We start from the raw sequence: 15,380 nt of genomic DNA on the forward strand, positions 1-15,380 counted from the left end.
AAAAAAAGGGGGGACAGCGCCGGCGCGCTAGGAAAGGTGGACCAGCCCGGCGGAGGTGCTCGGGGGTCCGGGGATGTAACCGACCCGGGGCCCTGAACCATTCCGGCTCACCGCCAGCCCACACGGGGGCGGCTCAGGGATCCCGTCCGGGGGAGCTACCCCGTGCGGTCACGGCATGTACAACGACCCGACCCACCCACCGATTCCACGGCCAGAGTGGCCCCGACCACAGCACACCCGACCCCCAACCGGACGGGGCGCCCAGCGCAGCCCAGCCCCGAACCGGACATCCCACCCAGACGGCGCGGACGTCACCACGAGGCATGAGCGGACGCTCGGAGCTGGAGCGGAAACGGCAACCCTGAAGAGGTCAGACGTCCCACGATCTCGGAGTTACGGCCCGCCACCTGGCCAGCCGCTGGCGTCCGGCCACCGCCGGTGCCCGGTGATCTGGATTACGGCGTGCGGGGCAATACACCATGAATCCGGTCGAAAGCCCGCCTTTCCCGGTCCCAGTCGGCGGACCTCTCGAGAGGTTGACGAGGTGATCCGACGTAGGCTCTCAAGTGAGAAACGACAGCGGCCGGACAACCACCACGGTGGGGTACGGCGGTGCGCCGAGGAGGTCACGTGGCCGGGCAGGGCGAGGTCATGATCAGGTTTGGCGGCCCGGGTGACCGCGCCGACCGAAGCGAGGTGCAGGCGTGACCAAGCAGATCCGTCAACTGGACCGGGTGGTCATCCGGTTCGCCGGGGACTCCGGCGACGGCATGCAGCTGACCGGTGACCGGTTCACCTCGGAGACGGCCCAGCTCGGCAACGACATCTCCACGTTGCCCAACTTCCCGGCCGAGATCCGCGCCCCCGCCGGCACCCTCCCGGGCGTGTCGAGCTTCCAGGTGCACTTCGCCGACTACGACATCCTGACCCCCGGCGACGCGCCGAACGTGCTGGTCGCGATGAACCCGGCGGCGCTCAAGGCCAACCTGACCGACCTGCCGCGCGGGGCGGACATCATCGTCAACACCGACGAGTTCACCAAGCGCAACCTGGCCAAGGTCGGCTACCAGACCAACCCGCTCGAGGACGACTCGCTCGCCGGGTACGTGGTGCACCCGGTGGCGCTGACCTCGATGACCATCGGGGCGCTCGCCACGCACGAGGTGTCCAAGAAGGACGCCGAGCGGGCCAAGAACATGTTCGCGCTGGGCCTGTTGAGCTGGATGTACTCCCGGCCGTACGAGTCGACGCTGCGGTTCCTGGAGCGGAAGTTCGCGGCCCGGCCGGAGCTGGTCGCGGCGAACGTCGCCGCGTTCAAGGCCGGCTGGAACTTCGGCGAGACCACCGAGGACTTCGCGGTCCGGTACGAGGTCAAGCCGGCGAAGATGCAGCCGGGCACGTACCGGAACATCACCGGCAACATGGCCCTGTCCCTCGGGCTGGTGGCCGCCGGCGTCCGCTCGGGGCTGCCGGTGTTCCTCGGGGCGTACCCGATCACGCCGGCGTCGGACATCCTGCACGAGCTGAGCAAGCACAAGCGGTTCGGCGTGCTGACGATGCAGGCCGAGGACGAGATCGCCGCGGTCGGCGCGGCGCTGGGCGCCTCGTACGGCGGGGCGCTCGGCGTCACCACCACCAGCGGCCCCGGCGTGGCGCTGAAGAGCGAGACCATCTCCCTCGCCGTGGCGCTGGAGCTGCCGCTGGTCATCGTCGACGTGCAACGGGCCGGGCCGTCGACCGGTATGCCCACCAAGACCGAGCAGGCCGACCTCAACATGGCGCTCTACGGCCGGCACGGTGAGGCCCCGGTCGCGGTGATCGCGCCGAAGTCTCCCGCGGACTGCTTCCACGCGGCGCTGGAGGCGGCGCGGATCGCGCTGACCTACCGCACCCCCGTGATCCTGCTGTCGGACAACTACGTCGCCAACGGTTCCGAGCCGTGGCTGCTGCCCGACGTCGAGTCACTGCCGGACCTGCGGGTCGAGTTCGCCACGCAGGCCAACGGCGAGGACGGCACCACCTTCCTGCCGTACCTCCGCGACCCGGAGACCCTGGCCCGGCCGTGGGCCATCCCGGGCACGCCGGGCCTGGAGCACCGGATCGGCGGCCTGGAGAAGGCCGACAAGACCGGCGACATCTCGTACGACCCGGCGAACCACGACTTCATGGTGCGCACCCGTGCCGCCCGGATCGAGACGATCCCGGTGCCGGACGTCGAGGTCGAGGACCCGGACGGTGACGCCCGGGTGCTCGTGCTCGGCTGGGGCTCGACGTACGGCCCGATCGGCGCGGCCTGCCGGGGCCTGCGCCAGCGGGGTCACTCCATCGCGCAGGCGCACCTGCGCCACCTCGCTCCGATGCCGGCGAACCTCGGCGAGGTGCTGCGCGCCTACGACCGGGTGGTCATCCCCGAGATGAACCTCGGCCAGCTCGCGCACGTGATCCGCGCCAAGTACCTGGTCGACGCGATCGGCTACAACCAGGTGCGCGGCCTGCCGTTCACGGCCAACGAGCTGGAGACGACGCTGGAAGAGGTCCTGAAGAATGTCTGAGCCCGTCGCCCTCAAGCTCACCGCGAAGGACTTCAAGTCCGACCAGGAGGTGCGCTGGTGCCCCGGCTGCGGTGACTACGCGATCCTCGCGGCCGTCCAGGGCTTCATGCCGGAGCTGAACATCCCCCGCGAGCGGATCGTCTTCATCTCCGGGATTGGCTGCTCGTCGCGCTTCCCGTACTACATGAACACGTACGGCATGCACTCGATCCACGGCCGCGCCCCGGCGATCGCCACCGGCCTGTCCGCGACGCGTCCCGACCTGTCGGTCTGGGTGGTGACCGGTGACGGCGACGCGCTGTCGATCGGTGGCAACCACCTGATCCACGCCCTGCGCCGCAACGTCAACCTCAAGATCCTGCTGTTCAACAACCGGATCTACGGCCTGACGAAGGGGCAGTACTCGCCGACGTCCGAGGTCGGCAAGATCACCAAGTCGACGCCGGTCGGCTCGGCCGACGCCCCGTTCAACCCGCTCTCGCTGGCGCTCGGCGCGGAGGCGACCTTCGTCGCCCGCACGATCGACTCCGACCGCAAGCACCTCCAGTCGGTGCTGCGGGCCGCCGCCGAGCACCAGGGCTCCGCGTTCGTGGAGATCTACCAGAACTGCAACATCTTCAACGACGGCGCCTTCGACCAGCTCAAGGAGCCGGCCACCCGGGACGACTACCTGATCCGGCTGGAGCACGGCCAGCCGATCACGTTCGGCAAGGACGGGCAGTTCTGCGTCGTCCACCCGCCCGGCGGCTTCGGCCTGGAGGTCCGCGAGACGGCGGCCACCCCGGCCGAGGAGATCGTCGTGCACGACGCCACGGTCGCCGACCCGGCGTACGCGTTCGCACTGTCCCGGCTGCCCGGCCTGGACCTGCGGAACACCCCGATCGGCGTGTTCCGCTCAGTCGGGCGCCCGTCCTACGACAGCGTGGTGCAGGGCCAGCTCGACGCCGCGCGGGCGAAGGTCACCGAGACGCCGGAGCAGCAGCTCGCCGGCCTCCTGGGCAGCGGCGACACCTGGACGATCATCTGACGCGTCGCCACTGACACGGAGAGGGCGGGCCGTTCCACAGGGAACGGCCCGCCCTCTCGTCGTCTCGCCGGTCGACGCTGACCGACAAACGGTCTCAGGCCGCCGCCGACACCGGCGTCCACAGTTCGTCGATCTCGCGCTCCGCGGTGGCGAGGCTCGCCTCGTGCAGCGGGATCAGCTCGGCCATCGCCGGGTTCACCGGGGCGAGGGTGAGCTCGGCGGTGATGAAGCGCGGCTCCAGGCCGGTCATCGAGATGCCGTGCGGGAGCCAGCGCTCGGCGTGGTCCCAGCCCTCCTTCGGAGTCCCGGCACCGTAGCCGCCACCCCGGCTGGCCAGCACGATGAACTCCCGCCCGCCCAGTAGGCCGGTGCCGTTGCCGGGGTCGTACGCGATGCCCGGCGCGATGAGGTGGTCGACCCAGGTCTTCACGCTGCTCGGTGCGCCGTAGTTGTAGAGCGGAAGCCCGAGCAGGACGGTGTCGGCCCGCTTGATCTCGTCCACCAACCGTTCGCTCAGCTCCCACGACGCGCGCTGTTCGGGGGTGTGGTGCTCTGCCGGCACCATCCGGGCCAGGCCACCGGCCTCGTCCAGGTGCGGCAGCGGCTGCCGGCCGAGATCCCGGTAGGTGACCGTGCCGTCGGGGTGCGCGGCCCGCCAGGCGGCGGCGGCGCGGGCGGTCAGTCGTCGGCTCACCGAGTGCTCTCCACGGATGCTCGAGTCGATGTGCAGCAGGTGCGGCATTGGTTAATCCTCCACAGATCGTTTGCGATAGACCAACCATTTATAGCAGGCAGATCTTCCGTGATGCGGGTAAACTGGATCACATGCCTGGCCAGCCGGTGGACCGCTCGGAGCGCCGTTCCGGGGCTCTTCTCGCCCACCTGTCCCGGCGGATCCGGTTGCGGGCGGAGTCGGTCCTGTCCCCGCTCGGCCTACGTCCCCGTCACCTGGTGGCGCTCACCGTGCTGCGGGAGGGCGGCGGCACCAGCCAGCAGGCCCTCGCCGGGACCCTGGAGATGGACGGGACGAACGTCGTCGGGCTGCTGAACGAACTGGAGGCGGCGGGCCTGGTCGAGAGACGGCGTTCACCCGAGGACCGTCGACGACACGTCGTGGAGCTCACCACGACCGGGAAGGAACGCCTCTGCGAGGCTGAGTGTGCGCTGGCCGCCGCCGAGGACGAGGTCCTCGGTGCGCTGGACCCGGCCGAGCGCGACACGCTCTACGAGTTGCTCCGGCGTGCGGCCACCGGGACGGCGCCGGCCACCTGCACCGAAGCGATCAGCGAGCAGACCGGGGCCGCCGACGCCTGCTGACGCCGCCCGGTCAGGCGACCGGCGCGGTGGCGGTCGGGCGGTCGTCGCGGACGTGGACGAGCATGTCGCCGGTCTCGATCACCGCGCCCGCCTTGTCCGCCAGGGTGACCACCTTCCCCCGCCGGACCAGGGCGATGACCAGAGTGTCCAGCTCGCGCGGGGACTTGCCGACCTCGTGCCGCTCGGCGGACCGCATCGCCAGCGCCATGCCCTGGCCGGGCGTGAGCAGGTCCTCCACGACGTCGATCAGCGGGGGCGCCGAGGTGGACAGGCCCAGCAGCCGGCCGGCGGTCGCCGACGACACGATCACGTGGTGGGCGCCGCTCTGCTTCAGCAGCGGGGCGTTCTCCGCCTCCCGGGCGGCGGCGATGATCCGTACCTGGCCGGCGGTGAGCTGCCGGACGGTCAGCGCCACCAGGACGGACGCGTCGTCGCTGTCGGTCGCGATGATCACCGCCTTGGCGGTGCGGACGTGCGCCTCGTTCAGGGTCGCGGAGCGCGTCGCCGACCCCTCGATCGCCACCAGGCCCGCCGACGTGGCCTGCCGGAGCGCGCCACCACTGCGCTCGACCACGATGATCCGGGACTTGTCGAACCCGTTCTCCAGCAGGGCGGAGACCGCACTGCGGCCCTTGGTGCCGTAGCCGCAGATGATGACGTGGTCCTTCACGGTTCTCCTCCACCGCGACAGGCGACGGCCGGTCCGGTACTGCTCGGTCAGGACTTCCAGGGTGGTGCCGACCAGGATGATCAGGAAGATCACCCGGGCGGGGGTGATGTAGAGGACGTTGATCAGCCGGGCGGACTGGCTGACCGGGGTGATGTCGCCGTACCCGGTGGTGGAGAGGGAGACGACCACGTAGTAGAAGCAGTCGAGGAGGGTCAGACCGTCCTCGTTGCCGTCGCGGTACCCGTCCCGGTCGAACCAGACGACCGCCACGCTCGCGAGGACCAGGCCGAGGGCCCCGGCCAGCCGCAGGCTCAGCGCGCTCAGCGGGTCACGTCGTTGCGCCGGAAAGTGGATCACCGTTCGCCCTGCCCGGACTCCGCTGTCGCCTGCACGTCCACAACATAGTGCGGTGTCCACGAACGTTCACCGGGGGCCCGGCGATTGTCGTGGATCCTCGCCTTTCGGGCGAGCGACTCCCCACCTGGCGGTGGGGCGGGCCTCCGCGGGCCAACTGATCCTCGCGCCGTCCGGGGTGGGCGGCGGGGATCACGCCGGGACCGGCCGGCGCCGGGCAGGTGCCGGCCGGCTCGACGGTGCGTGACCACCTCCGGCAGCACAACGGCTGTCGGGGTGGTGGGGCCGCCGCCCGGATTGCGGGTGGCGATGCTGGCGGCCGCGACGAGGTCGCGGTGCCCGGAGAAGTGGCAATGTGGGCAGGACAGGCTCCGCCCGCGCGGCTTCGGGACCCGTCGGTGACAGGCGGGGCACGTCGAGGAGGTGCCCCGCTCGTCGACCAAGCGGATGGTGATGCCGGCCAGGGTGGCCTTGTCGGTGAGGACCTGCAGGAGCCGGCCGATCTGCCATTGCCGCAGCCGCAGGTTATGCCGCCGCCCCGCCGGCAGGTTGAGCACGCCGCGGGGGTCGCCGACCTTCAGCACCCCGACCCGTTGCCGGACTGCCCAGGACACGACGGTGGCCGCGGCTTCGTGTTGGGCCTGACGGACCCTACGCCCATGCCGGGCCTCCACCCGACGGGCGCGGCGACGATAGTGGCGCCACCGCCGCGACCCCCGCTGGCCGGGTTGCGGGGCGCGGCGGGCGGCAGCCCGGCGACGGGCCTTCGTGTCGGCGAGATGCATCCGATGCTCGGCGCGGATCGCCCGGCCGGACACCAACAGCGCTTCTCCGCCGGGGCCGACCACCGCGTACGGGTGGATCACACCGAGATCCACTCCCGCCACCCGCTCCGGATCCGGCCCCTCACCGGGCGGGTAGGACGCGACCGGCACCTCGGCGGTCACATCCAGGAATAACCGGCCACCCTCACACAAAAGAGTGACCGACCGGACCTGCTCCAGCGGGTACGGCAGATCGCGGACCAACCGCATCCACAACGGCCGGCCACCTCTGGCAGTCGGGAGGCGCACCCGGCGTCCATCGACGGCGAAGGTGCCGTGATACCAGCGCACCGGCAGCAACCTGCGCCGGCGACGCGGGAACCCCGCCGACAAGTCACCGCTTTTGCGGCGCTTCGCCGCCGCGAACCACGCATCCGAGAACCGGCGCAGCACAGACCGGGCGCCCGTCGTGTCCAGATCCCCGAACGTGCCCGGCCCCGACGCCGCCAACTCCCGGCACAACTCCTGATAGCCTACCAGCGGAGCGTCATTACGGCGGCGCCGCCACGCGTTGACCTCTAACACGCAGGCCCACACGTCACCAGCCGAGCGCAGCAGCCCGAAGCAACGCCGCCGCTGCCCAGACGTCACTCTCAGTGCAACGCGGGCAGTGCGGTGCACGATCCGTGGCGCGGCCGCATCCGAACGACGGGGCATGAGCCCAAGTCAACACGACTCCTGCGACACTTTCACCACGGCCATCAGGCCGGCGAACGTTAGTGGACAGCGCGAAAGCGGGTACGCGGTGATCCGCACGCCGGGGCGGTGGGACGTCGCCGAGCCGGCCGGCCGGGCATGATGGGGGTGTCCCCGGACGACGACCGCGAGAGCGAGGCGGAGCATGTCGTTGCTGCGACGAGTGATCGGCGGCGTGCTGCGCCGGCTGCGCCAGCGGCAGGGCCGCACCCTGCGCGACGTGGCCCAGGCAGCCGGGGTCTCCATGCCGTACCTGTCGGAGATCGAGCGCGGGCGCAAGGAGGCGTCGTCCGAGGTGCTCGCGGCGATCTGCCGGGCGCTGGGAATCCGCCTGTCCGACCTGCTGGAGGAGGCCCGCGACGACTTGCGTCGCGTGGAGCGGCACGAGCCGGTGGGGTCCGCGCCCGCCCGGTTCGACCGGGTGCCGCTCTCGCGTGCCGAGTCCGCCGGCCCGCGCGTGCGGATCGGGTTCCATGCCGACGGCCCGGCGGCGTACGCGGCCCGCCCGGTGACCGCGGGCGTCGTCCTCCCCCTCCCGGCGAGGTCTCCCGAGCGGCTGCTCCACGTCGCCGGGACTCCCGGCACGATCGGGCCCGACCTCGCCGGCGGGCTGGCGGGCTGGGCCGGCACACCGCTCACCACGTCCGGGCTGCGGGTCCGGTTGATCCCCTCCGCGCCGACCGGCCGCCCCGGTGCGCGTACCGCCAGGATGCTGGCGCGACGGCGGGCCCGGACGGGCCGGCGCCGGCTCGCCGCACGATAGCGCCGCGCCGAGTCCCGGCGCGGCGGGTCGTGACACCGACCGGGGCCGCTCTGCCCTGGGCCGATCTGCCGCCGGCAGAAACGTTGGGAGCCCGACCACCAGCCCGCGCAGGCTGGAAGCGCCGGTCCCCCGGGCGGTGCGGTCGCCCGCCGGCACGGTGGAGGTCGCACGTGATGATCAGGATGTTGGACGACGGGCAGCGGAGCTTCGGCGACCAGGTGTTCGAGCGGCTGCTGAAGGAGCGGATCGTCTTCCTCGGCACCGAGGTGACCGACGAGTCGGCCAACCGCATCTGCGCCCAGATCCTGTTGCTGGCCGCCGAGGACCCGGACCGGGACATCAGCCTCTACATCAACTCGCCGGGCGGCTCGGTGAGCGCGGGGATGGCGGTGTACGACACGATGCGGTTCGTCCGCAACGACGTGGCCACCCTGGCGCTGGGCATGGCCGGCTCGATGGGTCAGTTCCTGCTCTGCGCGGGAACGCCGGGCAAGCGGTACGCCTTGCCGCACGCGCGGGTCATGATGCACCAGCCGTCCGGCGGCATGGGCGGCACCGCCGCCGACATCACCATCCAGGCGCAGAACATGCTGCACGTGAAGCGGACCATGCAGGAGTTGATCGCCCGGCACAGCGGGCACACCGTCGACGAGATCCAGCAGGACTGGGACCGGGACCGGTGGTTCACCGCCGACCAGGCCCGCGAGTACGGCCTCATCGACCACGTGATCAGCCGGGCCGCGCAGCTCACGTCGGGCTGAGCCGGCCGGCGTCGGTACGAGGGGAGATTCGTACCGACGCCGGACGCGCCCCCTCGATCGCGTCCGACTCCGGCACGTCGGGACGGCGCGCCGTCGGGCGAAGCCGTCAGTGCATCGAAGCCTATTCCCGGCCACGGGAATCCGCCGGCACGCAGGGGCGCAGCGCGTTCCGGCGCAAATTCGTTACATCGACGGCCCTCGTTAGCCGGCCTCGACCCGTGCGTCGTAGCGGGAGCGGGCGGCCTGCACCTCGGACAGGTGGGTGGTGGCCCAGGACTCCAGACCGGCGAGCAGGTCGAGCAGCGTGCGGCCGAGGTCGGTCAGCGCGTAGTCGACGCGGGGCGGCACGCTGGCGTGCACCGTCCGGGTGACCAGACCGTCACGCTCCAGCCCGCGCAGGGTCTGGGTGAGCATCTTCTGGCTCACCCCCTCGATCCGCGCGGCCAGCTCGCTGTAACGCTTGGTGCCGTCGGCGAGGGTGAGCACCACCAGCATGCTCCACCGGTCGCCGATCCGGTCGAGCACCTGCCGGCTGCCGCAGTTCCGGTTGTAGACGTTCGGCTCCATCTCCGCACTCTCCCGCAGGTGGGTCACGCACTTCAAGGTGCCTACTCTCCAACGGGAAGTGACGGCGGGGTGTTCCGGTTGGAGCAGACGTCAAACCCCACGTCACACACCGGGAGAACCTCATGTCGATCGTCGTTACCGGGGCCACCGGCCACCTGGGCAGGCTCATCGTCACCTCGCTGCTGAACCGGGGTGTACCCGCCGACCAGGTCGTCGCGCTCGGCCGGGACACCAGCCGCCTCGCCGACCTGGCCGCCCGCGGCGTCACCGTCCGACCGGCCGACTACAACGACCCCGACTCGCTACGTGCCGCCTTCGCGGGGGCGACGACGCTGATGTTCGTCTCTGGCAACGAGGTGGGCCGCCGGGTCGAGCAGGCGCGCAACGTGGTCGCCGCCGCCAAGGAGGCCGGCGTCCAGCTCATCGCCTACACCAGCATCCCCCGGGCGGACACCTCCAGCCTGCTCCTTGCCGCGGAGCACCGGGGCACCGAGCAGGAGATCAGGGCTTCCGGCCTGCCGCACGTGTTCCTGCGCAACAGCTGGTACTTCGAGAACTACCTGCCGCAGATCCCCACGTACCTGGAGCACGGGGTGGCCGGAGCGGCGGGTGACGGCCGGATCAGCGCCGCCGCCCGCGCCGACTACGCCGAGGCCGCCGCCCTGGTGCTCACGACCGACGGGCACGCCGGCCGGACGTACGAGCTGGGCGGCGCGCCGTTCACCATGACGGAGTTCGCCGAGGAGCTGGCCCGGCAGGCGGGCCGGCCGGTCGGCTACACCGACCTGCCGGTGGAGAAGTACACCGAGGTCCTGGTCGGCGCGGGTCTCCCCCAGCAGTACGCGGAGGTGCTCGCCGACGGCGACCGGGGTGCCGCCGCCGGTGAGCTGCAGGTCGGCGACGACCTGGAGCGGCTGATCGGCCGGCGCCCGACCACCCTGGCCGAGGCGATCCGCGCCGCCCTCTGAGGGGTAAGGAAGGGCCCCTTGTTAACGCCTCGCGTTGTACAAGGGGCCCTTTTCAACAACACCACCGTCCTACCGCGACGCGGTCAGCACCACCTTGCCGAGCGCCCGGCGCCCCTCCAGGTCCGCGTGCGCCCGCGCCGCGTCGGCCAGGGGGTACGTCGTGACCAGCGGCCGCCACCAGCCACGACCGGCCAGCTCCAGTGATCGGGCGGCCAGGCCGGGGATCCCGCCCGGCAGGGCGCGCATCCGCTGCCCGAGCCACCCGGCGGTGATGCCGCGCCCGATCAGGTCGGCGGTCTCGATCCGCGTCGCCTCACCGGCCGACCAGCCGAACATCGCGAACCGCCCACCCGGATTCAGCAGCTCCAGGGCGGTCCGGCCCAGCGCGCCGCCGACCCCGTCGTACACCAGGGTCACGCCGCCGAACCGCTCGCGCACCCGGTCGGCCCAGTCCGGGCGCCCGTAGTCCACCACGAGGTGCGCGCCGAGCCCCTCCAGGGCCGCCGTACGCTCCGCGCCGCGCGCGGCCGCCACCACCCGGGCCCCGGCGTGCCGCGCGGCCTGGACCAGCAGCCACCCGACGCCGCCGGCGGCCGACGGCACCAGGACCACGTCGTCCGCCGTCGGCCGTTCCAGCTCGACGATCCCGAGGGCGGTGCGGCCCGTGCCGACCGCCGCCACCGCCTCGGCGGAGGTCAGCCCCCCGGGTACGGGGAACAGCGTCCCCACGGCGGTCACCGCCTGCTCGGCGTACCCGCCGGGGACCATGCCGAGGTGGGCCACGACCCGGCGGCCGTACCAGTCGTCGTCGACGCCGGGCCCGAGGGCGTCGACGATCCCGGCCACCTCACGGCCCGGGATGGTGGGCAGCTCGGGCAGCGGAAGCGGGCCGCCGGCCTCGCCGCGCCGCAGCGTGGTGTCGAGCAGGTGTACGCCGCTCGCCTCGACGGCGATGCGCACCTCCCCCGGGCCGGGCGTGAGGTCGGGCAGCTCGTCCAGGACGAGATTCTCGGCAGGACCGAATTCGTGGAGCCGGATCGCGTGCATGATCCGATCCGACAACCTCAACCATGGTTGAGGTCAAGGGCTTCAGGGCGCGTTGCTCGCGGTCAACATGGAACCGTCAGGAGTCGCGTATTCGGTCGCGGTGAGTTCTGGCGGTCGCATCCTGGTTGCGCTGGGTAGCCGAAAGCTGCTCGACTGCGGTGAGCGCGAGGACTCGCGCTGCCGCCCGGGAGGCGGCGGTGATGATCAGCCGCTTGTCGCGCCAAGGCGGTTTCCCTGAAGGCCAACAGCGCAGCGAGGGCGGCGCAATCGAGGTACCGCAACGCTGCCAGGTCAAGAGCGAGACAGGTCACGTACGAAGGCACCAGCAGGCCCCTCGGGTCGCCCTCAAGTCGGCCGGCGGCGGCCAAGTCGGCTTCACCGCTGAGGTTGATGTAGCGAATGCTTGGCCTGACGTCGTGATAGTCGTATCGGAATGCGTCGCGACCATCGGCAATGTCCATCGAAGGACTCGGCCCCCCGCCCAGCGAAGGGCGATTGGAGGGCCGGACGAGGTAGCCACCAACCATCCGGCGCCGAAGAGGACCGAGCTGGTGCGCGGCGATGCCGACCTCGACGTGGCGCTTCGGGCGCCGTCTCGGACGGTACCCGCACCTGCCGTTACCTGCCAGCCCAGGCAACAGCCACGCTGGCGGCGGAGGCCGCTGAGAAAGGTCGGCCCGGCCCCACCGCGCGCCTGTCCGGGCTCGCGCGGTACATCCGAGCGCCAGCCTCGTCGCGTTGAACACTAGCCAGGCCGCTGTACAGCAATCTGGTCGACAACAAGATCACGGATGGATCGCAAGCGCGCAGCCCCAATGTCGTTCCCACCGCTGCTGGTCACAGCGCCCCAGCGGGCGAGGCACTCGACGACGAGTTCCCACTGTGCGCCTGACAGCTCGACAACAACCTCTTGATCGTCCGGCGGCCAGGCACCTGAGCTCGCAACGCCCCGCGTCCAGTCCGCCACTTGTTCCCATCCCGCTTCCCGGATGCCTATCGCCGGCCCCAGGACCTGGCGGGGATCCCCATTCTCCGCTTCAACGCTGATCTCGTTGTCAACCACACGATCGACGGAGCGCCACTGCTCGGTGGTCATCCGCACACGGCAGTGTGCGTCCCGATCTCCTGAGAGCTGGTCCATCGGGCCATCATCGTCCGACAGCCCTGGACGGCATCACCAGGCATCCCCACACGTGACTTCCTGCTCGCAGGCCGGTACCGGCAGGTAGCGTTTTTGGGTTGATCATCGAGGTGCCCCCGGCAGGATTCGAACCTGCGACACACGGTTTAGGAAGTGTGGACACGGCTGGAAGTCGCACGGTGACGACTTGGCTCGACCTGCCTCGCCACGCGGGCTGCCACGTCCAGGAGCTGACCGCCGTTGCCCGTCGTCTCCCATCCCAACGGGCACGCAAGGGGCACGCGTTCACGGGAGGACTGTCAGCTTGGGAATTGTCGATCTCCGGCGGGCCACGGGCTTGGCGGCCTGGTCTCGGCAGTCTCGCGTGGCCTCGGCTGGCCCCTGTTGTCCTCGCCCAATGGCACGCTAATGGCACGCCGGGTGCTTGCCCCGACCGCCGGCCGGAAGCGATCGCCGACCACCGCCTTGCAAAGGCGAGTAGCGGGCGCTGAGCGTAGGCGACTGATGGCAACGCCAGTCGCCCATGCCCAGCGCCCATCGCCAATCGCCAATCGCCAATCGCCCGTTGCTAGCGTCTATCAACCAGTGTCAGGGCTCTCGCTGACTTTCCGCTGACGCTTCCGACGCCCACACAGCCTCTTCTGGAGACATTGGCCGGCCCGCTAATCGGGGTCTACGAACTTAAACAGGGGTCGAGGTGCTCGCGGGCTCGTCGGTGGCGAGTCGCCCACGATGCTCCGGGTCTTGGATCAGCCTGGCGACGACGGACGTCAGCCAGCCCGGCACCTTGGAAAAACGAGCCTGGGCGCATTAGACATGATGTGTACGTGTCTCGCGCTCAGACTCTTGCCGCCGCCCTTCTGGCCGGGCTGATGCTGGCCGGCGTAACCCTCGCCGGTTGGGGTCTGCACGATCTCGCCCGTGCGCGAGGATGCCTGGAGAACGGCGCGGGCGTGTCCGGGTGGACCGGGAGCACGATGACGGACGCCGGGTGCCTGATCGAGACGGAGCATCAGGGGACGATCCTGCTCGCGCTGTACGGTCCTGATTTCGGGACTACCTTGCTGGCGATGGCGGTCGCCGTTGGCTCGGCGGTTCTGCTAGTCGTACAGCTCGCGCGGCGTCGGCGGGATCGGAAGATCGCAGCATAGGCGGCTTCCGGCGTCGAAGCGGCCCGCCCAATGCCGAATCCAGTGGGAGCTAGGTGGACTCAATGTGGCAAAACCCCAACCAGTCGCACCAGGGACCGCTGACGCTGCCGGTCGCCGTCGACAGCGCCGCAGTCCTGCCCGGCCGCACCCTCCAACTCGACACGCTGGAACTGGGCGCCGACCGTGTGGTGCTGCGCTACCGGGCATGCCCTGGCTTCAGCGTGGCCGAGCTCCGGGAGCACGGCCGCCGGAGCTACGCCTGGCAGGCATTCCTCGAAGACGATCTCGGAACCGACTATTTCTACGGATTCTCCACTGGCGGCTTCAGCACGGACGAACCGATCACCACCGGTGACAGGTCCACCAACATCCCTGTCCCGTCCGGCGCCCGCTTCCTCGCCCTCAGCATCTACACCGCTCGTCTGCCGGAACAGCCCTACGGCCGGCCCGTCCTCGCGGTGTTCCTCCCCGTGCAGCCGTCGGGGACGGCCGAGACGCTCGGCGCGGCGGCCGAGACGCTCCCAGCAGCGGCCGAGGAGCTTGAGTACTACCGGAGCGCCCGCCGGGCGGGGCTGCGCAGCCTGCTCCGGTCGATCGCCCGCGGCGCCGACATACTCGAGCCGCCGGCCGGCGTCGTCGCCGAGGGGCATCAACGCGCCTGGCTACACGCGCTGGCCGCGCACGGGCTCATCGAGCGTCACGCGGGCCGCTGGCGGGTCACCTCGTCCGGCGAGGCCGCCGTGGACGCCGCCAACGTCTATCCGCTGGGCTAACGCGCCGGGTGGTCCCAGACCCAAACCAAGATCTAAAAAACCTTCAAGATCACTATACTGACGTCTCTACGGTTTCAGGGGATTGCCAGTCTTCTTCATCTACGCGGGCAGCGGCCTTGCTGTGGACCGGATGACGCCCGACCTCACACTGATCAGTCGTCTACGCCTTGCCCCGGAGCTGCCTCTCGTCGGCGGCCCGGGGCTTATCCATGCTTCGCGCCTGCTCGGCTTGCCTGGGTCGGTGGCGGGCGGGATGGCATCCCACCTCAGCCACTCACCCACCGCAACCGTTCGGCAATCCATCCTGGAGTCGTCTGGCCCCCGCCGGAGGCATGCCCTTCATTGGCCGGCGCGCCGGCCGATGCCGGCGCTCGCGCCGCCAGCAGGCCGAGCGCGGCCGGCGCGGCCCGCTTGCGGGCCGCCTTGATCCTTAAGAGGTCAATTCGGGACGCGGAGGTCGCGCAGCACCTGGACGAGAGCCGAGCGAAGGCGACGAAGCGATCGGGCACGCAGCGGGCACGAAAGCCCCGCAAGGCGGAACAGTGATCGGTGATCAAGGCTGTGACCTGGTGCCCCCGGCAGGATTCGAACCTGCGACACACGGTTTAGGAAACCGTTGCTCTATCCCCTGAGCTACGAGGGCGCGAGGGCCCAGTCTAGCGACCAGCCCGTCGGCACGGCGGGCAGGGAGCGGCGTGGAGCGGCTTCCGTCAGCGCGAGGCACGACGGTTCGCGGCGTGGTGCGGCGTCGGCGGGCACCGCCCTGGGT

General features: G+C 70.8%; 14 protein-coding genes and 1 tRNA gene. 8 read left to right on the top strand and 7 right to left on the bottom strand.

The features are described 5' to 3' along the window. The first annotated feature begins 704 nt into the window (after positions 1-704). Positions 705-2,552, top strand: a complete 1,848-nt coding sequence (locus HCJ94_RS03355) for a 2-oxoacid:acceptor oxidoreductase subunit alpha (protein ID WP_167999476.1) — start codon at positions 705-707, stop codon at positions 2,550-2,552. Further along, complete coding sequence (locus tag HCJ94_RS03360) at positions 2,545-3,579, top strand: 2-oxoacid:ferredoxin oxidoreductase subunit beta (protein WP_167999477.1); 1,035 nt, start codon at positions 2,545-2,547, stop codon at positions 3,577-3,579. The genes HCJ94_RS03355 and HCJ94_RS03360 overlap by 8 nt, the downstream gene beginning before the upstream one ends. Positions 3,580-3,673: 94 nt before the next feature. Here the strand turns inward: HCJ94_RS03360 and HCJ94_RS03365 are convergent, their stop codons facing one another. After that, positions 3,674-4,321, bottom strand: a complete 648-nt coding sequence (locus HCJ94_RS03365) for an FMN-dependent NADH-azoreductase (RefSeq protein ID WP_167999478.1) — start codon at positions 4,319-4,321, stop codon at positions 3,674-3,676. 83 nt (positions 4,322-4,404) lie between these two features. Between HCJ94_RS03365 and HCJ94_RS03370 the strand changes: the two genes are divergently transcribed. Beyond that, a complete protein-coding gene (locus HCJ94_RS03370; protein ID WP_167999479.1) occupies positions 4,405-4,896 on the top strand; it encodes a MarR family winged helix-turn-helix transcriptional regulator in 492 nt (163 codons plus the stop codon). Between the two features lie 10 nt (positions 4,897-4,906). Here the strand turns inward: HCJ94_RS03370 and HCJ94_RS03375 are convergent, their stop codons facing one another. Next, a complete protein-coding gene (locus HCJ94_RS03375; protein WP_167999480.1) occupies positions 4,907-5,923 on the bottom strand; it encodes a potassium channel family protein in 1,017 nt (338 codons plus the stop codon). Beyond that, positions 5,920-7,401 (bottom strand): RNA-guided endonuclease InsQ/TnpB family protein, encoded by a 1,482-nt coding sequence (locus HCJ94_RS03380; RefSeq protein ID WP_240943901.1) that lies wholly within the window; start codon positions 7,399-7,401, stop codon positions 5,920-5,922. The genes HCJ94_RS03375 and HCJ94_RS03380 overlap by 4 nt, the downstream gene beginning before the upstream one ends. Before the next feature lie 184 nt (positions 7,402-7,585). Between HCJ94_RS03380 and HCJ94_RS03385 the strand changes: the two genes are divergently transcribed. Both HCJ94_RS03385 and HCJ94_RS03390 read left to right on the top strand, forming a co-directional pair. Beyond that, positions 7,586-8,203 carry a helix-turn-helix domain-containing protein gene (locus HCJ94_RS03385; protein ID WP_167999482.1) on the top strand — a complete coding sequence of 206 codons (618 nt, stop codon included), beginning with the start codon at positions 7,586-7,588 and terminating at the stop codon, positions 8,201-8,203. Positions 8,204-8,376: 173 nt separating this feature from the next. Further along, positions 8,377-8,964, top strand: coding sequence for a ClpP family protease (locus HCJ94_RS03390; protein WP_167999483.1), 588 nt, complete (start codon positions 8,377-8,379; stop codon positions 8,962-8,964). Positions 8,965-9,165: 201 nt separating this feature from the next. Here the strand turns inward: HCJ94_RS03390 and HCJ94_RS03395 are convergent, their stop codons facing one another. Continuing rightward, a complete protein-coding gene (locus HCJ94_RS03395) occupies positions 9,166-9,531 on the bottom strand; it encodes a winged helix-turn-helix transcriptional regulator (protein ID WP_167999714.1) in 366 nt (121 codons plus the stop codon). Between the two features lie 122 nt (positions 9,532-9,653). Here HCJ94_RS03395 and HCJ94_RS03400 point away from each other — a divergent pair, with 122 nt between their 5' ends. After that, positions 9,654-10,499, top strand: coding sequence for an SDR family oxidoreductase (locus HCJ94_RS03400; RefSeq protein ID WP_167999484.1), 846 nt, complete (start codon positions 9,654-9,656; stop codon positions 10,497-10,499). A gap of 69 nt (positions 10,500-10,568) precedes the next feature. On the opposite strand, the gene HCJ94_RS03405 is transcribed toward HCJ94_RS03400, so the two are convergent. Further along, positions 10,569-11,546: a zinc-binding dehydrogenase gene (locus tag HCJ94_RS03405; RefSeq protein WP_167999485.1), complete on the bottom strand. Its 978-nt coding sequence runs from the start codon at positions 11,544-11,546 to the stop codon at positions 10,569-10,571. Between the two features lie 745 nt (positions 11,547-12,291). Then, complete coding sequence (locus tag HCJ94_RS03410; protein ID WP_167999486.1) at positions 12,292-12,642, bottom strand: hypothetical protein; 351 nt, start codon at positions 12,640-12,642, stop codon at positions 12,292-12,294. Between the two features lie 872 nt (positions 12,643-13,514). On the opposite strand from HCJ94_RS03410, the gene HCJ94_RS03415 reads away from it, so the two are divergent. Next, on the top strand, positions 13,515-13,838 hold the full coding sequence (locus HCJ94_RS03415) for a hypothetical protein (RefSeq protein WP_167999487.1): 324 nt from the start codon (positions 13,515-13,517) through the stop codon (positions 13,836-13,838). Between the two features lie 62 nt (positions 13,839-13,900). Then, positions 13,901-14,611, top strand: a complete 711-nt coding sequence (locus HCJ94_RS03420) for a hypothetical protein (RefSeq protein WP_167999488.1) — start codon at positions 13,901-13,903, stop codon at positions 14,609-14,611. 567 nt (positions 14,612-15,178) lie between these two features. On the opposite strand, the gene HCJ94_RS03425 is transcribed toward HCJ94_RS03420, so the two are convergent. After that, positions 15,179-15,254, bottom strand: a tRNA-Arg gene (locus HCJ94_RS03425). Between the last annotated feature and the right edge of the window lie 126 nt (positions 15,255-15,380).

The organism is Micromonospora thermarum (assembly GCF_012034245.1).
In the GTDB taxonomy this organism is placed as follows: Bacteria; Actinomycetota; Actinomycetes; order Mycobacteriales; family Micromonosporaceae; genus Micromonospora; species Micromonospora thermarum.

What these genes read in the sequence shown, in the direction of transcription:
- HCJ94_RS03360 (WP_167999477.1), top strand. Translation starts at nt 2,545, where the DNA reads ATGTCTGAGCCCGTCGCCCTCAAGCTCACCGCGAAGGACTTCAAGTCC.
- HCJ94_RS03365 (WP_167999478.1), bottom strand. Translation starts at nt 4,321, where the DNA reads ATGCCGCACCTGCTGCACATCGACTCGAGCATCCGTGGAGAGCACTCG.
- HCJ94_RS03370 (WP_167999479.1), top strand. Translation starts at nt 4,405, where the DNA reads ATGCCTGGCCAGCCGGTGGACCGCTCGGAGCGCCGTTCCGGGGCTCTT.
- HCJ94_RS03380 (WP_240943901.1), bottom strand. Translation starts at nt 7,401, where the DNA reads ATGCCCCGTCGTTCGGATGCGGCCGCGCCACGGATCGTGCACCGCACT.
- HCJ94_RS03385 (WP_167999482.1), top strand. Translation starts at nt 7,586, where the DNA reads ATGTCGTTGCTGCGACGAGTGATCGGCGGCGTGCTGCGCCGGCTGCGC.
- HCJ94_RS03390 (WP_167999483.1), top strand. Translation starts at nt 8,377, where the DNA reads ATGATCAGGATGTTGGACGACGGGCAGCGGAGCTTCGGCGACCAGGTG.
- HCJ94_RS03395 (WP_167999714.1), bottom strand. Translation starts at nt 9,531, where the DNA reads ATGGAGCCGAACGTCTACAACCGGAACTGCGGCAGCCGGCAGGTGCTC.
- HCJ94_RS03400 (WP_167999484.1), top strand. Translation starts at nt 9,654, where the DNA reads ATGTCGATCGTCGTTACCGGGGCCACCGGCCACCTGGGCAGGCTCATC.
- HCJ94_RS03405 (WP_167999485.1), bottom strand. Translation starts at nt 11,546, where the DNA reads ATGCACGCGATCCGGCTCCACGAATTCGGTCCTGCCGAGAATCTCGTC.
- HCJ94_RS03410 (WP_167999486.1), bottom strand. Translation starts at nt 12,642, where the DNA reads ATGACCACCGAGCAGTGGCGCTCCGTCGATCGTGTGGTTGACAACGAG.
- HCJ94_RS03420 (WP_167999488.1), top strand. Translation starts at nt 13,901, where the DNA reads ATGTGGCAAAACCCCAACCAGTCGCACCAGGGACCGCTGACGCTGCCG.